We start from the raw sequence: 17,594 nt of genomic DNA on the forward strand, positions 1-17,594 counted from the left end.
AACAGCAACTTTGGTAAAAATACGCAAAATTAGACCGCTTGTTTTGTGTATTCCGTCTTTTTAGGGAACACTTATGCAAAAACTCCTCTTTATCTTCAATTCCGCCCCCTACGGCGACGAATCATTCTTCAGCGGTTTACGTTTAGCGCTACAAATCCAAGAACAGCATAAAGCTCAAATCAAATTATTCTTAATGTCCGATTCGGTTACTGCGGGTTTGAAAAAACAAAATCCGGCGGAAGGCTACAACCTACAACAAATGCTAGAAATTCTCACCGCACAAGGCGCAACGGTTAAACTTTGTAAAACCTGTACCAATGCACGTGGCATTACTGAATTACCACTGGCAGACGGTATAGAAATCGGCACACTGATTGAGCTGGCGGATTGGACAATCGAAGCAGACAAGGTATTAAATTTCTAATGCAACATTTTGATGTCGTTATCATTGGCGCCGGCGCATCCGGTTTATTTTGCGCCGCACAACTTGGACAAGCCGGCAAACGTGTCGCTGTTTTAGACTCAGGTAAAAAGATCGGACGTAAAATTTTAATATCCGGCGGTGGTTTTTGTAACTTTACTAATTTAGAGGTTACGGCGAATCATTACCTCAGCCAAAATAAACACTTTGTAAAATCGGCGCTGGCTCGTTATACCAACTGGGACTTTATCGCTTTAGTGGCACAATACGGGATCAGCTATCACGAAAAAGAATTAGGGCAATTATTCTGTGACGAAAGCTCACAGCAAATTGTCGATTTACTGCAAGCTGAATGTGATAAAGGCAAAGTGGAAATCTTTTTACGACAAGCGGTCATTTCTGTCGAAAAATTTGCAAAAAATTTCCAAATTCAGACCGCTAGCGAAACCTTTGAAACCGAGCATTTAGTCATCGCCACCGGTGGCTTATCTATGCCAGCATTAGGTGCTAGCCCATTCGGTTATAAAATTGCCGAGCAATTCAATATTCCGGTGATTCCGCCACGAGCAAGCCTTGTGCCTTTTACTTGGAAAGACTCGGACAAACATTTTGCGACACTTTCCGGCATTGCGTTACCGATTCGCGCTACTTGCGGACAGCAAAGTTTTAGTAATCAAATGCTGTTTACTCATCGAGGTTTATCCGGCCCGGCAATTTTGCAAATTTCTAATTATTGGGACTTGGGTGAAACGGTAGAAATTGATTTGTTACCTTATGATGACATTTCAGCAATCTTAACCGAATTGCGTCAATCTTCGCCGAAATTACAGCTAAAAACCGTATTAAGTCGTTACTTACCGAAAAAATTAGTCGAGCTTTGGTTGGAACAAGGTGATTTCAAAGATAATGTGATTGCTCAGCTAAGCAAAGCGGAATTAGCTCAGTTAGGGCAACTGATTCACCATTGGCAATTTTTACCCAACGGAACGGAAGGCTACCGCACCGCCGAAGTAACAATGGGGGGCGTAGATACTGATTTTATTTCGTCCAAAACGATGCAAGCGAAACATACCGAAGGACTTTATTTTATCGGCGAAGTGTTGGATGTGACCGGCTGGCTCGGTGGCTATAATTTCCAGTGGGCATGGTCGTCCGCTTTTGCGTGTGCGGAAGCGATTATTGAAAAATAGTGTTTATAATTAACCACAGAATACACGGAGAACACCGGTGTGTGATGTGGAAATAAATGTTACACAAAGTAAAAATAAAATGACCTCAAGCCAAACGGGATAAAACAAAAAACGGAAGCTGATTTCTCAACTTCCGTTTTTTGTTTTAAGCTTTCAATTAACGTGCACGGAAAATAATACGTGCTTTGCTTAAATCGTATGGCGTCATTTCTACCGTTACTTTATCACCGGTTAAAATACGGATATAGTTTTTGCGCATTTTACCTGAAATATGTGCGGTAACAACGTGACCGTTTTCTAATTCCACACGAAACATTGTATTTGGTAAGGTTTCTAAAATTGTACCTTGCATCTCAATGCAATCTTCTTTAGCCATTGATTCCTCTTTAAATTAGGGTTTGGATATAAATAAAAAAACGGGGTTTATTATACTCTCATCAGCCTAAATTACAATCACTTCCAAGTGATTACTTACATCTAAATCAAGGCAAGCTTACACTTTTCTTCAGAAGATGCTCTAATAACGCCTTAATTATTAATTGTTTTTTAGACGAGAAATCCACATAACATGAGTAAAGATGCAATTTTCCCGAAAAATTAAGCGGTTTTACCCTCGAAGGGTCGGTCACTGAAATCTTTCCTTACAAGATCCTACGCTCGTCGCCTAGTTATTTTAGTCAAATATCATTACTGCAATTAGCATAAACAAGAAAATTACCTTTATAAAACTTTTACCTAATTAAAAATTAATCTTTTTATAAATAGGATTTATTAGTATATATTAATAAAAGACATTAATATATACAATACCATACTACCACCAAAAATAATTAAAAAATTATCTAATTCCCTAGGAGAAAATGCTTCTATAATGCTAATTAAAAATGCATATATAATACTAACTATAATAACCTTAAGAAAAGAAATTTCATAATTCATCATTATAAAAACCAAACTTGCAAAAAAAGAAACTAACAATACTGCTAAACTACCTTCTATAATTTCGTATTTCCTTTTTTCCATAGAAAATCTCTAACTGTATATTTGTGTTTCCCAAATCGTACGCCTATTGGTTCAGCCAAACCATCGCTAAATCCCATAGAACAAAAAGCAATTTTTGCAAAAACCGGATTTAAATAAATGAGACTAATATATAATGCTATCTGCCCCGTAATGAGAGGTAAAAAAACAAAAAACTTCCCGTTTGGCATATCTCTTTCGCGTACATTACTTTCCATTATTGCACTTATCCAGCGATATTTGCTTATTGAGGATAACATATACACAAATAATATTAGTATTGAAGATAATATCGCATTTTTTGTTGTATCTTCCAGAGGAATATTTGAAAATGCAATAATAGATACCAATGATAATCCAAAGTGATTTATTTTTCTCGTGTAGGAACTAGCTACTCCTTTTTTCTTCAAATAAAAGGAATCATTACCTATAATAAAAGCACCGAAAAAAACGATAAAAAGAATATTCTCTACATAAATATTACTTAATTCAAATTTCATTTATGTCACCATTTTTATTTACAATAAACCTATTTTTGCAGAATTTAAGAACTGGCATATCGCTGAGGCTATCTGTATACCCATATTCAAATTCTGTGATGAATTTCATTTTCTCTTTAAGGTATTCCATCTTTTTGTGAGATACACACCGTTTTGAAATAAAAAATGAGCAACACCAACTTTTTATTTCTGAAGCAATAAGTGTGTCGCTAGAAATCATAGTTCCATAAATCGGATTTATTAATTCATATGGGCTACCGGATATAAATATTATTTCATCTCCATTTTCCTTATGCAGTCTTAATCTATCTAGAACCACACTGTAGGGTGTATAAATCTTTTTAAATTTTTGAATAAAATTATTAATCAAAATGTCATATTTTCTACGGCTAGTCCCCAAAAGTAGAAAATATATAATCATATTTAGCCCAGATTTTCCTAATGGATTAATCATGTGAATAAACCCACCTAAAAGAATAAAAGGGAAGAAAAATAATAAATTAAGCATCTTTTTTTAAATAAGAATAATATGAATCCTAAGAAGAGATCTTCCTTATGCAAGGTTCCATCAATATCAAAAAATACTTTCATCCTTTATCTCCGAATTTTCTTTTTAACAAATTAAAATGTCGTGATTGTTCAAACTTACTTCTTAACAGTTGCATAGGCTGAAAAATGCAATTATCCTCCACAATTTTAGGGGAGGTCGGTTCAAATCCTAATTGTTCGTATAATGAATTTTTTTCCTTCATAACATTAAATTTTTTTGCTAACTTTTTTCCAGCAACAAATTTGACATACAAGGGTATTTATTAATCATATCTGACTCGATTTTAAATTTAATAATATATTCTAAATTAGATGATAATAAATTTTCATTTAAATGAAGTGGGATTTTATTAATAAAATCATTTCTTGGTTCTGGATAAACTTTATTATTAAAATTCATGACACCTCCTATTGACTATAATCAATAACACTACCAAGAATAAGGATGTAATATTAGATCATTTCAATTTATCAATAAGGTATGACCAATTGTTTGATTCTGATGAAAAATACAGTGATTAATGTCGATACGATGAATACCCAGAAAAAATTTCAGAAAAAATCAAACTTTTTTAGGAAGTAAATACCAAGCGAAGCCTTATAAACCAACAAATTTATCGCAAACTGCCCATAAATAACTGAGTGAAGCAGCACAATGGGTAAGGATAAAAGTGTGCTGGAAGTCACTCATATCTGAGAAGATAACGAGAAGTGAAGTAATGAAAAAATATTTTATGTCAGTAGGATAAGCTCAGGCTGCCATATTTTGGCTGGTGGTATTTGAGGGTATAAGGAAGTCGAAAATAAAGCGCATTGGGTACTGATGTAGTTTATAAAGAAGATGCATCATCGCAAAAGACGATGATGCAGAATGTAGAGCGATTTTACGCCACTTTCCCTTGAATTTTTCTTTCCTCCCCAAGTAAGATCAGTATGTGAGGCAAGCTAAAATCTGCGGACAGGTCAGATAGTTTTAAAGAACAACCGCTGTTTCGGGTTGATAAAAATATACGATTGTCTTAACGTCTAAATGTATGACGACGCGAATGAAAACGCTGGGTTTGAGTCTTGGGCGTTGTTGTAGGTAACTTAATCGTCGAATACATCGTCACTGTTTTGCGATGGAAGAAATAATGATAGCTACTTGCTAATAAAGCGCCTATCAGAACTAAAATAATGAGCTGCGCATATAATCGATGGAAAATACGTTCAACTTTACTCTTTGTCGTTTGCCCGTATTGCGCATCAAACGTGACACGTAAAAAACCGACTAAATCTTGCTGAGAAAAAATTGGCTCTACAATTTGTTGAGAGATTAACGGCTGGGTTGCTGTACTCCATTCTTGCTTAAGTAACGATTTAAATTCTAAAGCATTGTGGCTCTGTGCAATTAAAGTGCCTGATGGTGAATGCAGACTAGCATCAATCACAAAATCTTCTTTTGAAAATGTATCCAATGCTTCGATCAAATCTTCGTTTTTCACATTTTTTACTAACATCAACGAAAATAGATTTGCTTGTTGGCGTACCAATAAATGCGAAAGATTGGAAACTTGGTTTACACTCGCCAGTTGTGAACCTAATTTAAACTGGTTAACGCCGCTTAAAATCACACTCACAACCATAACGCATAAGGCACTAATTCCGGCAAGTAAACCGATTTTCACAAGTTTTTCACGGGGTAAATACATATAGATTAATTGCTAATAAATGGTCGATAATAGATAATTCAAACACGCATTATCTATGCACAATTCCAAAATGTCTATTAAAAAGAGAACACTATGCCAAACACCATTTTTATCTTTGCCAAGCAACTAAGCGAACAGCAAATTCAGAAATTCTCACTACAAACCGATGCAAAATTGTTAAAACAAGCAGTCTATTTAGGCTATAACCTTGCATTTTTCGAAACAAATTTAACCGCTTGTGAGTTACGTGAAGCAGCAAGCCAAGTAACAGCTGATGTAGCCGATTTAGCGATTGTGCCGAATCTTGCTGAGGAAGGCTTATTGGTTATGGATATGGACTCTACCGCAATCAAAATCGAGTGTATTGACGAAATTGCCAAACTAGCGGGCTCCGGAGAGATCGTCTCAGCAATCACCGCAAGTGCCATGCGCGGCGAATTAGATTTCAAGCAAAGTTTACGTAAACGGGTTGGTACGCTGGAAAATGCACCGGAAAGTATTTTGCAAACCGTACGAGAAAAGCTACCGCTGATGGACGGTTTTGAACAAATGGTCAACGAGCTCAAAGCATACGGTTGGAAACTTGCAATTGCCTCGGGCGGTTTTGACTATTTCGCCGACTATTTAAAAGAGAAATATCAGTTGGATTATGCGGTTTCGAATCAGTTAGAAATTATTGACGGCAAGTTAACTGGTGTCGTGCTAGGTAAAGTGGTGGATGCACAATATAAAGCGCAAACCTTAACCTCATTGGGCGAACAATTTAATATTCCGCAAACTCAGTGGGTTGCAATTGGTGACGGGGCGAATGATTTACCGATGATCAAAACCGCAGCATTAGGTGTTGCATTGCACGCTAAACCAAAAGTTCAAGAACAGGCTAAATTTGTGATAAACTTTGGCGACCTAACCGCATTATGCGTTCTGCTTAATGCGAAAAATCTTTATGAATAATCCGACTGCGTTAATAGTAAGTATATTTGCGTGGTTTTAAAAATGAGGAATAAAAAATGCCGTCTTTTGATATTGTTTCTGAAATTACAATGCACGAAGTGCGTAACGCTGTTGAAAATGCCAACCGTGTCTTAAACACACGTTATGATTTCCGTGGTGTAGAAGCTGTTATTGAACTTAATGAAAAAAACGAAAGCGTAAAATTGACGACAGAATCCGATTTCCAATTAGAGCAATTAATCGAGATTTTAATCGGTTCTTGTGTAAAACGTGGCATTGAACACAACTCGCTTGATATTCCAAGTGATGCGGAACACCACGGTAAACTCTACTCAAAAGAGATTAAACTTAAACAAGGTATCGAAGCCGAAATGGCGAAGAAAATCACAAAGCTGATCAAAGATTCAAAAATTAAAGTTCAAACCCAAATTCAAGGCGAACAAGTGCGTGTAACCGGTAAATCTCGTGATGATTTACAAGCGGTAATCCAGCTGGTAAAAGGCGCAGAACTTGGTCAACCGTTCCAATTTAATAACTTCCGTGACTAACAAGCGGTTAAATTTTGCAATTTTTTTGCAAATTTTATGAGGTGAACTATGTCTGGTAAATCATCAGATACATCACAAAGCTGGTTCAAAAAAATGCTGGCGAAATATGATAAATTTTGTGAAGAACTCGGTGTAAACCAAGGTGCTTGCCGTGGCTGTGTGCCAGTGGTGAAGTTCGATCCTGAAAAAGAACCGAAACCGGCAAAATCACAAGATAAAAACGCGACAGAACAACACTCAAGCTAGTCCTACTACTGAATCCTCCCTGACTAATTTTAGCGGGGAGGATTTTTTTATTTAGTGGCTTTTTGATAATAGCGAAAAATTTCTTACTTTCATTCTGGAGAAAATGTATGGCGCTCACAGCACAATTTTCAGCATTATTCGAACGTAGTTTACAAGCTTACTGCGAAGAACGTTCTTTAAATCCAACCCAATTATCCGACCAACAATGGTATCAGCTGGTGGCACAAGTCGCACACCAAGCTGCTTTGCAATTTTTCCCGAAAAACGCACCGCTTGCAGATACCCGTAAGGTCAACTACCTTTCAATGGAATTTTTAGTCGGGCGCTTACTCGGTAATAACTTACAGAATCTCGGCGTATATCAATATGTGGTAGATGAAGTGGCGAAATACGGCAAAACGTTAGCCGATATTTTAGAACAAGAAACTGATCCAGCTTTCGGTAACGGCGGCTTAGGACGCTTAGCTGCGTGCTATTTAGACTCAATGGCAAGTATTGCGCAACCTGCGGTCGGTTATGGCTTACATTATCAATACGGCTTATTTAAACAAAGCTTTGACTGGGCGGGCAGACAACATGAAGAAGGCGATGCGTGGGGACGTGATTTTTTCCTGTTACAATCACACCGTGCGGACTTCCGCCAACCAGTCGGCTTTGCCGGAGAAGTTCGTCATATTGCTGGCGATAAATACGAATGGCAACCAGCATGGACAATTTACGGTGAAGCGTTTGATTTACCTGTGGTCGGTTATAAAGGCGTACAACAACCATTACGCTTATGGCAAGGCTATAGTGAAACCGCTTTTGATTTAGCAAAATTCAATGACGGCAATTATTTAGATTCGGAATCAATGGTAATTGATGCCTCAAAAATTACCAAAGTGCTTTACCCGAACGATAACCACCAAAACGGCAAAGAACTGCGCCTAATGCAACAATATTTCCATTGCGCTTGTTCGGTAGCGGATATTCTCAAAAATCACTTAGCAAAAGGCAGAACACTTGATCAATTAGCTGAATTTGAAGTGATTCAATTAAATGACACCCACCCTGCGATTGCGATTCCTGAGTTAATGCGTTTATTGCTCGATCAATACGATTACAGTTGGGAAAAGGCATGGGCGATCTGTTCAAAAGTATTCGCTTATACCAACCACACTTTATTACCGGAAGCCTTAGAACAATGGGATCACAACCTTGTAGCAAAATTATTGCCTCGTCATTTGCTCATCATTGAACGTATCAACCTTGAGCTTTACCAACAAGTCAAAGCCTGCTTTGGCGAAGATGAATTAGCGGACGTATGGGACGAAACGGCAATCATAGCCAATAACCGTGTACGTATGGCGAACCTTTGCGTGGTCGGCTCATTTGCGGTTAACGGTGTGGCACAAATTCACTCTGATTTAGTGGTTAGCGATTTATTCCCTGCTTATGCGAAATTATTTAACGGCAGATTCCACAATGTGACGAACGGTATCACTCCACGCCGTTGGATCCGTCAAGCTAACCCATTATTAAGCGCATTACTCGATCAACATATTGAAGGCGACTGGACACAAAATTTAGAGCTGTTACGCCAAATTGAACCGCTTGCAGAAAATCCAGCATTTCAGACCGCTTACGCTGAGATTAAGCAACAAAATAAACAAGCATTGGCAAAAGTGATTGAAGATACATTAGGTATTCAAGTCACTCAAAACGCGATTTTTGACGTACAAATCAAACGCTTTCACGAATATAAACGCCAACACCTAAATTTATTGAATATTATTGCCACTTACCAAGAGCTGAAAGTGAATCCGGATATGGAATTTGTGCCGCGCGTCTTTATTTTTGCTGGCAAAGCAGCTCCAGGCTACTTTATGGCGAAGCAAATTATTCAAGCGATTAATAATGTGGCGCACGTCATCAATCACGATCCGGAAATACAAGGTAAATTACAAGTGGCATTTTTACCGAACTACAGTGTAAGTCTGGCGGAAAAAATCATTCCGGCGGCAGACATTTCAGAACAAATTTCCCTTGCTGGTAAAGAGGCATCCGGTACTGGTAATATGAAATTAGCCCTAAACGGTGCGATTACCTTAGGTACGCTTGACGGTGCGAATGTGGAAATTGCCGAATTTGCCGGCGAGGAAAATGTCGTGATTTTCGGTCATACGGTTGAATCAGTACGTGAATTACGAGAAAAAGGTTATGTGTCACGTGAATATTACGAACAAGATGAAGCGTTACGTAAAGCGATTGATGCGTTAGCGGATGGCTCATTTGCCGGCGGTCATAAAGAAATCTTCGAACCATTGGTTTATGATTTGCTAAACAAAGACTATTTCTGCGTATTAGCCGATTTTGCAAGCTACCGCGAAGCACAGCAAGAAGTTGCAAAACGTTACCAAAATCAGACCGCTTGGTTGAAATCTACGATTCTGAATACCGCTCGTCTCGGCAGCTTTAGCTCAGACCGTTCAATTCGTGATTACCAAACAAGAATTTGGAAAAGATAATGAAAGAAATAACCCTCGCCCCTTGTGGGCGAGGGACAGATTTTTCTTCGTTTAGAAGAAAAATCAGGAAGAGGGGCAAGCGGTTAAAAATGTACGAAATTTTGCAAATTTTCCCACCTCTTTCCCACAAAGAGGGGGTTCTCATTAGCGAATGTATTTTTCGAAAAAATTAACTATACCCCATCATTCTCAATAAACTGCGTGTATATTCAATCGCTTCGCTACGATTTGCCACTCCGATTTTTTGATACAGATTGCGAATATGCGTTTTAATCGTAGTGATCGCCACCACCAATTCTTGTGAAATCTGTTCATTACTGTAGCCTGAGTAAATTAAGCCGAGCACCTGCCATTCTCTCGCTGTAAGCGGACTGATTTTAAGTAATTCCGGCACCTGTGGATTCTTCAACAAGTTAGCGACAAATTCTTCATCAAAATGGGCAAATTTATGGCGATTGTGCTGATTAATACTCCGCAAAATAAATTGTGCCTTATGGGTTGAAAGTTCATCCAATACATTGATTTGTAGCAATTGGCGAATTTGCTGTGCCATCAAATCACCTTCAATCACAAAAGCACTAATAAAATTGGTTTGTTGAGTTAGATTTAACGCTCGGATCAAATCTTTTTGTGCCAGATCTGCTCTTCCCTGACGATAAAACACTCGGTTACGCAAAATCAGCGCTCGTTGCGTATCGCTGATCAAATTAAAGGTTGCAGAAGTTTGTAACAGGCGATTCAAAATATTCAACGCTTGTTCAAAATTATCCTGTAGCAAATAACAACGAGCAATATTACGCCATTGACGTTGCAAAAAGTGATTATTGTCTTGTTCAGGAAAACTGACTTGCGTTAACCAGCTTTCTAAATGCAACTTATCATCACTGATTTGCCAATACAGTATTTGTACTTCGTCAAAAGTTGAACGCCAATCCCAATGCACCGCCTGAGCAATAATTAAATTGCGACATTGTTCTATCAAACGTCCGGCGTTATTTAAATCGCCTTTGGTCAGAGACACCTTTGCCAACAAAGCCAAACAATGCGCTTGCTCGCCCTCTTTTTCTAAGACTTCAATACCAGCATTTGCCATCGCTTCCGCTTGGTCTAAATGATGCCATTCCCATAGGATCTGCCCTTTTAAACGCAATAAAAATTCGTGCATCGGAATTTGGTGCAAATGCTGCGCTTGTAACGTGGTGTCTTTTAGCAAGTCATAGGCAGACTGCCAAAAGCCTTGTGCCGATAAAATTTCTGCTTGTTGCAGTTTCGACCATAACCACTGATGATAGGCTCTTTGCTCTAATGCCATTTTCTCCACTTTCTGCATTTGAGCCAAACCTTCTTTCAAATAACCCCGACAATGTTGTGCTTCTCCAATAATGGAATTTGCAACAATTTGCGCATAACCGAAATCGGACGACAAATGAACAAGCGCCTGTTTTGCTAAGTTATAGGCCTGCTCATCATTGCCCTCATTAATTGCTACCTGTGCTTTTAATGCATCAAAACGTGCTTGTAAATCAGCAACAAGTGGTTGATTTGGCTGAAACTTTTGCAAAATACCCGACACTTCTTGATGACGGTGCTGGCTCTGTGCAAGCCACGCTTTTAACAGCACTAAGTTTGAATCTTGCCAAAGTTGCTGTGCTGAAAGTAATGCCAAACAATCTTCCAATAACTTAAGCTGACCTTGATGAAATAACGACCAGCCATGTTCTTGCAAAATGGTATAAAGCGTTTGAGAATCTTCCAACATCTGCGCATGATAAAGTGCCTCGGATCCATAGCCTAATTTCAGCCACATCATCGCTGCGATTTTATGTAGCTCTTGCCATTCACAAGGCAGTTCTAAACGACAACTTTGCGCAAGATAAGATGCTAAGATCGGATGAAATTTCCACCAAATTTCACCATCGTCATGCAATATCCGTTGAATAAAAAGCCCCATTTTTTCTAATTCATCAAGCTTTTTCACGCCGTTTTCATCCTTAGTGAGAGCCAGTACTAATTTTTCATTCATTGAACGTAAAATCGCACAACGTTGCATAAATAACTTAATTTCCGGCTCAACGTAATGGAATACTTCTTCATTCAGATAATCGGCAATATGTTGTTGATTGAGCTTGGCAAATAATTTTTCCGGCGAACGCAATAATTCAGGATTTTGCTTCACGGCAAAACTGACTAATTGTAATGCAGTTGCCCAGCCTTCAACACGATCACAAAGTGAGAAAACTTCATCATCTGTCAGCGACTCGTTAAATTTTAACGCTAAAAACTGGCGAGTTTCGGTCGGCGTGAATGCCAGCTGATGCACATCAATTTCTAAGAGTTGTTCATGAATTCGTAAATTAGTAATACTTAACGGAGGAATTAAACGTGATAAGACAATCAGGCTCATCGTCTGTGGTTGATGCTTTAACCAAAAACGAAGTGCATCGTGAATTTTACTATTTTCAATATGGTGATAATCGTCTATCACTAAGTAAAAGTGGCTACGCACCTGAGAAAGCTGAATCAATAACTGAGAGAAATAATCTACCAAATTATTTTGGTAAACAATTCCGGAAAAAGAGAGGTCGGTCGCTTGCGAGAGTGCAGCGGTAAAATACGCGGAGAATTGTTCTATTTTATTGTCACTTTCGTCAAGTGAGTACCAACCAATACGCTGGTTTTTCGCTAATTGTTTTTCCTTCCATTGGCAAACCAGCGTTGTTTTGCCGTAGCCTGCCGGCGCAATAACAAGCGTCATCGGATAAAATTCCGCTCGATTTAATTCATTTAAGAGTAATGTTCGTTCAACGGTTTCTGTCTCTTTGACGGTTCGATTGACTTTACTAGAAATTAACTTAGTTGGAATCAATCTTGAAAATGTTGCTTGCATGTTTCCTCCATTACATACGATATGGAGATTCTAACAATTTTCTCCTTATTTAGTTAGTGGAAATAAAAAAAGCCACTGAAAATTCAGTGGCAAAAGGATAAAGATAAAAAAACATCTATTTTTTAGCAGAAACTTGTTTTAAGAAGATTTGACGAGGTGAAGAAAGCCCTAATTGCTCCGCTTCAGTTACTAAATTCATTGCTTTACTAATATCATTATTTTTTAATGCTTGCGTAACTGCTTCATTAAAGTATTGTTCTGTGGTCTTCTCTACTGCTTTCGGCTTTGCATTTTTTTGCGGATTTTTAACCGCTTGTATTTCAGCCCCCACTGTTTGGGCAACTGTCGGTTTTGCTTCAAATAATGCCTCGCCATTAGCCACATTACCTAAACCGACAAATTGAGTACTCTGAATACCATCTACATTAATTTGAATTTGTCCGGAATTAGTATGTTTTACCAGTAAATCTGCAATTGCAGGTGGTTGGTTACCTTTTGCTTTTTCATATAATTTCACTGGGTGGGTAAATGTCGTTTGCCCTGCGAGATCTTTTTCAGTGGTGTAGAGCAGTAAATAAATAAAATCTTGTCCGGTTGCTGGCGTTAAACTTAATTCCGCTTGAATTTGCCCGCCTTCAAAACCTCGTTCTTCCACAACTTTAAATTGCGAAGCGGGGTATGTTAGAGACTCATTAAAATTCGCATCCAAAACTAAGACATTCGGTACAAAAATATGGTCATTATCTACTACTAAACTGCTGATTTTAATCTTGAGTGTGCCTTGATTTGCCGGAATTTTATAACCGATTACCGCACTATTTGTGCCTGCTAGCATTTGGCTAAATGTACGGATTTGTTTTTCTGAAAGTTCATTAACAATCTTTTGTGAGAAAGTAACATCTTGCCAACCAAAACGGCTTAGTTCTGTCTTTGATGGTGTCGCTGCCATAGCAACCGATGCAAATAAAACACTTGATAAAAATGCTGCAATTTTGGTTTTCATAAATGCCTCTCTAAAAAATTATTTGTTACATCGCAAAGGGACGTAATACATACGCCCCAGATGATTTAATTACCACCATGCTTCAAATTGAACGCCGCCGATAAACTCGCCGTCTTTCGCTTTATAACCAGCGTCTGTGCGATGTGCCGTGTTAAATTTGTCATTCCAGTGTGCGTAAGTGCCGAATACACGGATTGCCGGGCGCGCCCAAATGCTATTCCCCGCTTGCCATTGTTGCGCAATGGTGTATTTCATCAGATCATTTTTCTTACCGCTTGCTTGATCTTTAATACGGTCATAGCCCACTTCTAGTAAGGTGCTCATTGTATCGTTCCATTTATACATCGGGCGAATACCTGCAGAATACCAAGTTTTACCTTGTTTGTTATCCAAGTCTGTTTTTTCGTAGATTAACGCATACATTACCTCTACTTTATCACTTGCTTGCACAACGCCTTGGTTGATTAGACGAAGCATATCGCCTTTATTATTCGCTAACCCACCTTGTGAATGCCCAGTATTCCATGATGTCATTGCATCTTTGGCATACTGTGCGGTAAATTTATTAAAACCGCCGAAGAAGTTACCTTGAGTGTGCTCAATGGTCGCCATATAGCCACGTTTCGTCGCATCTTTTTCATAGATTGCACCGTCTTTAGTATGTGCATTACCAAAGTCAAAACCGATTTCTAATGAACCGTCTTTATTCGTTTCAATACCTGCTAAACGAACATCGAATACATCGTTATAAACATCTTTATTTTTATCTTGGCTGCTTTCCCATTTTTTAGTAATAGGATTATAGTTCCAGCTATATGCACCATCTTTTTCAGTATTACGAGTTACCGCTAAAGAGAGTTTACCGAAACCGACATCAATATTTTCAACCCCTGCACCCGGACCTGAAATATCCCAGTAGTAGAAGTCATTCATATGTACATCGTGACGTTGGTAGAAACGTTTACCTGCCCATAAGGTTGCCCCCGGTAAGCTGTCTGCAAAATTCTTGAACTGAACATTCACTTCACGAAGTGCTGGATTCGTCGCTTCCCAGTCTACTTGTTGATTTACCGAATAAGCTACATTGGTATCTAAGTAAATAGATTTCTCACCGTTTTTATAAAGCTCTTGACCTAATTTTAATTCTGCATAGGTTTCAGCTTCATTACCTAAACGGTATTTTGAACCGCCACCATTCACAGTAAATGCCGATTGCTCGCCGCCACCTGAAGTCCAACCGATACCGGAACGTGCATAACCATGGAAATCAACCGCTAATGCACTGGTTGAGAGTAAAGCACTTGAAACTAAAGTTGCTAACATCGTTTTATTGAGGTTCATAGGAAACTCCTTTCTCTTTTCAGACAGTTTTTTCATTATTAAAATTTAAGGGAAACCCTTAAGAACATTTATACACCTTGCTCGACAAATAAACGTTTACATGCCGTGCCATCTTCTCGGAAAAGGTGACAACGATTCGGATTAATACCAATCGACATTAAATCGCCTTCTTTCACTAATACAATGTCATTTTGGCGATAGACCAAACTCTGTTTAATCGGTGGCATTTCAATATGAATTTGCGTTTCATTACCTAGTTGTTCCACCACTTTGACCGTGCCGGAAATACAAACTTCGCTTTGTTCACACGGTAATAAATGTTCTGGACGAATACCTAATGAAAGGTTATCTCCTACTTTTACACCACCACTTTCAACCGGTACCCAGAAATTTAAATGGGTTGAATCCGGTAATTCAATTTTCACCCCACCTTCACGCACATCAATCACTCGCACCGGCAAGAAATTCATCTTAGGTGATCCGATAAAACCTGCTACAAAACGATTTGCCGGATAGTGATAAAGCTCTAATGGTTTACCCACTTGTGCAACGTTCGTTGTAAGATTGCTGCCCGCAGAAAGCGCTTGTAAAACAACAATTTTATCAGCGAGTGTCATCGCTTCGATTTGGTCATGCGTTACATAAATCATTGTTCTGCCAAGTTTTTTATGTAATTTTGAGATCTCTACGCGCATTTGCACACGTAATGCTGCATCTAAGTTTGAAAGAGGTTCATCTAATAAAAACACTTCGGGCTGTGAAACTAAGGTACGTCCAATCGCAACACGCTGACGTTGACCGCCCGACAATTCTTTCGGCTTGCGATTTAGTAAATGAGCGAGTTGTAGAATTTCTGCAACTTGGTTAACACGCTGGTCGATTTCTTCTTTTCTAGCGCCAGCAAGTTTTAAGCCGAATGACATATTTTCTGCGACTGAAAGGTGTGGATATAATGCATAAGATTGGAATACCATACCGATATTTCGATTCGCTGGCGGTACATCATTCATTCGTTTATCCCCGATAAATAAATCACCGGAGGTGATTTCTTCCAAGCCTGCGATCATTCGTAATACTGTTGATTTACCACAACCTGACGGACCAACAAAAACAACAAATTCGCCGTCTTTAATTTCTAAATTAACATCCTTAGAAATGTGTACATTGCCATACGATTTGCATACCTTTACTAATCGAACATCTGTCATGTTTTTGTCCTCTCGCTTTAAATTTGCTATGTAGTTTACGCATTTCTCTTTTTTCCACATCATACTTTCAGTAAATTTTTTCTTTACGCAACTCAATGTTTTTATTCCATTTTTTCTTGTTTTTTGTGAAACAGATCACAAAAAATACCTGAAGTTTTGTGATCTGTTTCACAAAAAACTGAGATATCCCCAAAATCTGTGAACTATATCAATAAATTCGGTTATGGGGAGGAGGATGGGGGATGATGAAATGATGGGTAAATTTTTTATTATGCTCTGTGTAAAAGACTAGAAAGTCGGTCTATCTCTAAAATTAAATGAGGAAAACTCTATGAAAAAACTCACTAAAACCGCATTAGCTGTATTAACAGGGCTTTGTGTTGCTCAAGGTGTCAATGCAAAAATTGTGGAAGGTCAACTCAATATCTGGATTAGTGCAGATAAAGGTTATAACGGTTTAGCCGAAGTAGGTAAAAAATTTGAAGCAGAAACCGGTGTTAAAGTTATAGTGGAACATCCGGGGAAATTAGAAGAATTATTCCCACAAGTTGCTTCAACCGGCGATGGTCCTGACGTAATTATCTTTGCCCATGACCGTTTTGGTGGCTACGCTCAAGCAGGCTTATTAGCAGAAGTAAAACCGAGCGCTGAATTTAAAGCGAAGCTGTCTGATATCGGCTGGGAAGCTAATAAATATAACGGTAAACAAATTGCTTACCCAATTGCAATTGAAGCAATCTCATTAATTTATAATAAAGATTTAGTAGCAACACCGCCAAAAACATGGGAAGAAGTGGAAAAGCTTGATAAAGAGTTAAAAGCTAAAGGCAAAAGTGCCATTATGTGGAATTTACAAGAGCCGTACTTCACTTGGCCTGTTATCTCATCTCAAGGCGCTTATGCATTTAAAGTCACACCAAACGGTTATAATGTGAAAGATATTGGCGTAAATAATGAAGGCGCACAAAAAGGCTTACAATTCGTTGTTGATTTAGTAAATAAAAAAGTGATTAACGCCGATATGGACTATGCCGTTTCAGAAGCTGCATTCAATAAAGGAAATACCGCTTTAACGATTAACGGCCCGTGGTCTTGGGCTAATATTGAGAAAAGCGAAATCAACTATGGCGTAGCCGTTCTCCCAACATTAAACGGCAAAGCCTCTAAACCATTTGTTGGTGTATTAAGTGCTGCGGTAAATGCTTCTAGCCCGAACCAAGACTTAGCCAAAGAATTCTTAGAAAATCATTTATTAACCGATGAAGGCTTAACAACTGTTAATAAAGATGCACCGCTAGGCGCTGTAGCCTTGAAATCTTTCCAAGCTAAACTGGCTAAAGACCCACGCATTGCTGCAACGATGGCGAATGCGGAAAACGGAGAAATTATGCCGAATATTCCACAAATGAGCCGTTTCTGGTATTCAGAAAAAGCCGCTATCGGTAATGCAACCAGCGGTCGCCAATCTGTAAAAGCAGCGCTTGATGAAGCGCAAGCAAAAATTGGAAAAGAATAATTTTTGCTAACCT

General features: G+C 38.5%; 16 protein-coding genes. 7 read left to right on the plus strand and 9 right to left on the minus strand.

Annotation, left to right across the window (positions count from 1 at the left end; all coding sequences use genetic code 11):
* The first annotated feature begins 73 nt into the window (after positions 1 to 73).
* Positions 74 to 424, plus strand: a complete 351-nt coding sequence (locus tag C228_RS0103590) for a DsrE/DsrF/TusD sulfur relay family protein (protein ID WP_018651331.1) — start codon at positions 74 to 76, stop codon at positions 422 to 424.
* Positions 424 to 1,611, plus strand: a complete 1,188-nt coding sequence (locus C228_RS0103595) for a BaiN/RdsA family NAD(P)/FAD-dependent oxidoreductase (RefSeq protein WP_018651332.1) — start codon at positions 424 to 426, stop codon at positions 1,609 to 1,611. The genes C228_RS0103590 and C228_RS0103595 overlap by 1 nt, the downstream gene beginning before the upstream one ends.
* A gap of 157 nt (positions 1,612 to 1,768) precedes the next feature.
* Here the strand turns inward: C228_RS0103595 and infA are convergent, their stop codons facing one another.
* From infA to C228_RS0103625, 5 genes are all read right to left on the minus strand, one after another.
* Positions 1,769 to 1,987 carry a translation initiation factor IF-1 gene (gene infA / locus C228_RS0103600; protein ID WP_005598198.1) on the minus strand — a complete coding sequence of 73 codons (219 nt, stop codon included), beginning with the start codon at positions 1,985 to 1,987 and terminating at the stop codon, positions 1,769 to 1,771.
* 619 nt (positions 1,988 to 2,606) lie between these two features.
* Positions 2,607 to 3,131 (minus strand): hypothetical protein, encoded by a 525-nt coding sequence (locus C228_RS0103610; RefSeq protein WP_018651334.1) that lies wholly within the window; start codon positions 3,129 to 3,131, stop codon positions 2,607 to 2,609.
* On the minus strand, positions 3,121 to 3,585 hold the full coding sequence (locus C228_RS0103615) for a haloacid dehalogenase-like hydrolase (protein ID WP_169334417.1): 465 nt from the start codon (positions 3,583 to 3,585) through the stop codon (positions 3,121 to 3,123). Before C228_RS0103615 ends, C228_RS0103610 begins: the two co-directional genes overlap by 11 nt.
* A gap of 315 nt (positions 3,586 to 3,900) precedes the next feature.
* Positions 3,901 to 4,080, minus strand: coding sequence for a hypothetical protein (locus C228_RS0103620; RefSeq protein ID WP_018651336.1), 180 nt, complete (start codon positions 4,078 to 4,080; stop codon positions 3,901 to 3,903).
* Between the two features lie 619 nt (positions 4,081 to 4,699).
* On the minus strand, positions 4,700 to 5,371 hold the full coding sequence (locus C228_RS0103625; RefSeq protein ID WP_018651337.1) for a YtjB family periplasmic protein: 672 nt from the start codon (positions 5,369 to 5,371) through the stop codon (positions 4,700 to 4,702).
* 93 nt (positions 5,372 to 5,464) lie between these two features.
* Here C228_RS0103625 and serB point away from each other — a divergent pair, with 93 nt between their 5' ends.
* From serB to glgP, 4 genes are all read left to right on the plus strand, one after another.
* Complete coding sequence (serB, locus tag C228_RS0103630) at positions 5,465 to 6,325, plus strand: phosphoserine phosphatase SerB (protein WP_018651338.1); 861 nt, start codon at positions 5,465 to 5,467, stop codon at positions 6,323 to 6,325.
* Positions 6,326 to 6,381: 56 nt separating this feature from the next.
* On the plus strand, positions 6,382 to 6,873 hold the full coding sequence (locus tag C228_RS0103635) for a YajQ family cyclic di-GMP-binding protein (RefSeq protein ID WP_018651339.1): 492 nt from the start codon (positions 6,382 to 6,384) through the stop codon (positions 6,871 to 6,873).
* Between the two features lie 48 nt (positions 6,874 to 6,921).
* Positions 6,922 to 7,119, plus strand: coding sequence for a DUF5363 domain-containing protein (locus tag C228_RS0103640; RefSeq protein WP_018651340.1), 198 nt, complete (start codon positions 6,922 to 6,924; stop codon positions 7,117 to 7,119).
* Positions 7,120 to 7,226: 107 nt separating this feature from the next.
* Positions 7,227 to 9,626, plus strand: coding sequence for a glycogen/starch/alpha-glucan family phosphorylase (gene glgP, locus C228_RS0103645; RefSeq protein ID WP_018651341.1), 2,400 nt, complete (start codon positions 7,227 to 7,229; stop codon positions 9,624 to 9,626).
* A gap of 169 nt (positions 9,627 to 9,795) precedes the next feature.
* Here the strand turns inward: glgP and malT are convergent, their stop codons facing one another.
* The 4 genes from malT to malK form a co-directional block, all read right to left on the minus strand.
* The gene (gene malT, locus C228_RS0103655; protein WP_018651343.1) at positions 9,796 to 12,513 is read right to left on the minus strand and encodes an HTH-type transcriptional regulator MalT; all 2,718 of its coding nucleotides are present in this window, start codon (positions 12,511 to 12,513) and stop codon (positions 9,796 to 9,798) included.
* 115 nt (positions 12,514 to 12,628) lie between these two features.
* Positions 12,629 to 13,516, minus strand: coding sequence for a maltose operon protein MalM (gene malM / locus C228_RS0103660; RefSeq protein ID WP_018651344.1), 888 nt, complete (start codon positions 13,514 to 13,516; stop codon positions 12,629 to 12,631).
* A gap of 69 nt (positions 13,517 to 13,585) precedes the next feature.
* Positions 13,586 to 14,857, minus strand: coding sequence for a maltoporin (locus C228_RS0103665; protein WP_018651345.1), 1,272 nt, complete (start codon positions 14,855 to 14,857; stop codon positions 13,586 to 13,588).
* Between the two features lie 68 nt (positions 14,858 to 14,925).
* Positions 14,926 to 16,065: a maltose/maltodextrin ABC transporter ATP-binding protein MalK gene (gene malK / locus C228_RS0103670; RefSeq protein WP_018651346.1), complete on the minus strand. Its 1,140-nt coding sequence runs from the start codon at positions 16,063 to 16,065 to the stop codon at positions 14,926 to 14,928.
* Positions 16,066 to 16,396: 331 nt separating this feature from the next.
* On the opposite strand from malK, the gene malE reads away from it, so the two are divergent.
* The gene (gene malE, locus C228_RS0103675) at positions 16,397 to 17,581 is read left to right on the plus strand and encodes a maltose/maltodextrin ABC transporter substrate-binding protein MalE (protein ID WP_018651347.1); all 1,185 of its coding nucleotides are present in this window, start codon (positions 16,397 to 16,399) and stop codon (positions 17,579 to 17,581) included.
* Positions 17,582 to 17,594 lie beyond the last annotated feature (13 nt).

Source organism: Actinobacillus capsulatus DSM 19761 (assembly GCF_000374285.1).
Lineage (GTDB): Bacteria > Pseudomonadota > Gammaproteobacteria > Enterobacterales > Pasteurellaceae > Actinobacillus > Actinobacillus capsulatus.

What these genes read in the sequence shown, in the direction of transcription:
- malK (WP_018651346.1), bottom strand. Translation starts at nt 16,065, where the DNA reads ATGACAGATGTTCGATTAGTAAAGGTATGCAAATCGTATGGCAATGTA.
- C228_RS0103610 (WP_018651334.1), bottom strand. Translation starts at nt 3,131, where the DNA reads ATGAAATTTGAATTAAGTAATATTTATGTAGAGAATATTCTTTTTATC.
- malM (WP_018651344.1), bottom strand. Translation starts at nt 13,516, where the DNA reads ATGAAAACCAAAATTGCAGCATTTTTATCAAGTGTTTTATTTGCATCG.
- serB (WP_018651338.1), top strand. Translation starts at nt 5,465, where the DNA reads ATGCCAAACACCATTTTTATCTTTGCCAAGCAACTAAGCGAACAGCAA.
- C228_RS0103595 (WP_018651332.1), top strand. Translation starts at nt 424, where the DNA reads ATGCAACATTTTGATGTCGTTATCATTGGCGCCGGCGCATCCGGTTTA.
- C228_RS0103635 (WP_018651339.1), top strand. Translation starts at nt 6,382, where the DNA reads ATGCCGTCTTTTGATATTGTTTCTGAAATTACAATGCACGAAGTGCGT.
- C228_RS0103625 (WP_018651337.1), bottom strand. Translation starts at nt 5,371, where the DNA reads ATGTATTTACCCCGTGAAAAACTTGTGAAAATCGGTTTACTTGCCGGA.
- C228_RS0103620 (WP_018651336.1), bottom strand. Translation starts at nt 4,080, where the DNA reads ATGAATTTTAATAATAAAGTTTATCCAGAACCAAGAAATGATTTTATT.
- C228_RS0103590 (WP_018651331.1), top strand. Translation starts at nt 74, where the DNA reads ATGCAAAAACTCCTCTTTATCTTCAATTCCGCCCCCTACGGCGACGAA.
- malT (WP_018651343.1), bottom strand. Translation starts at nt 12,513, where the DNA reads ATGCAAGCAACATTTTCAAGATTGATTCCAACTAAGTTAATTTCTAGT.
- C228_RS0103640 (WP_018651340.1), top strand. Translation starts at nt 6,922, where the DNA reads ATGTCTGGTAAATCATCAGATACATCACAAAGCTGGTTCAAAAAAATG.
- glgP (WP_018651341.1), top strand. Translation starts at nt 7,227, where the DNA reads ATGGCGCTCACAGCACAATTTTCAGCATTATTCGAACGTAGTTTACAA.
- C228_RS0103665 (WP_018651345.1), bottom strand. Translation starts at nt 14,857, where the DNA reads ATGAACCTCAATAAAACGATGTTAGCAACTTTAGTTTCAAGTGCTTTA.
- C228_RS0103615 (WP_169334417.1), bottom strand. Translation starts at nt 3,585, where the DNA reads ATGATTAATCCATTAGGAAAATCTGGGCTAAATATGATTATATATTTT.
- malE (WP_018651347.1), top strand. Translation starts at nt 16,397, where the DNA reads ATGAAAAAACTCACTAAAACCGCATTAGCTGTATTAACAGGGCTTTGT.
- infA (WP_005598198.1), bottom strand. Translation starts at nt 1,987, where the DNA reads ATGGCTAAAGAAGATTGCATTGAGATGCAAGGTACAATTTTAGAAACC.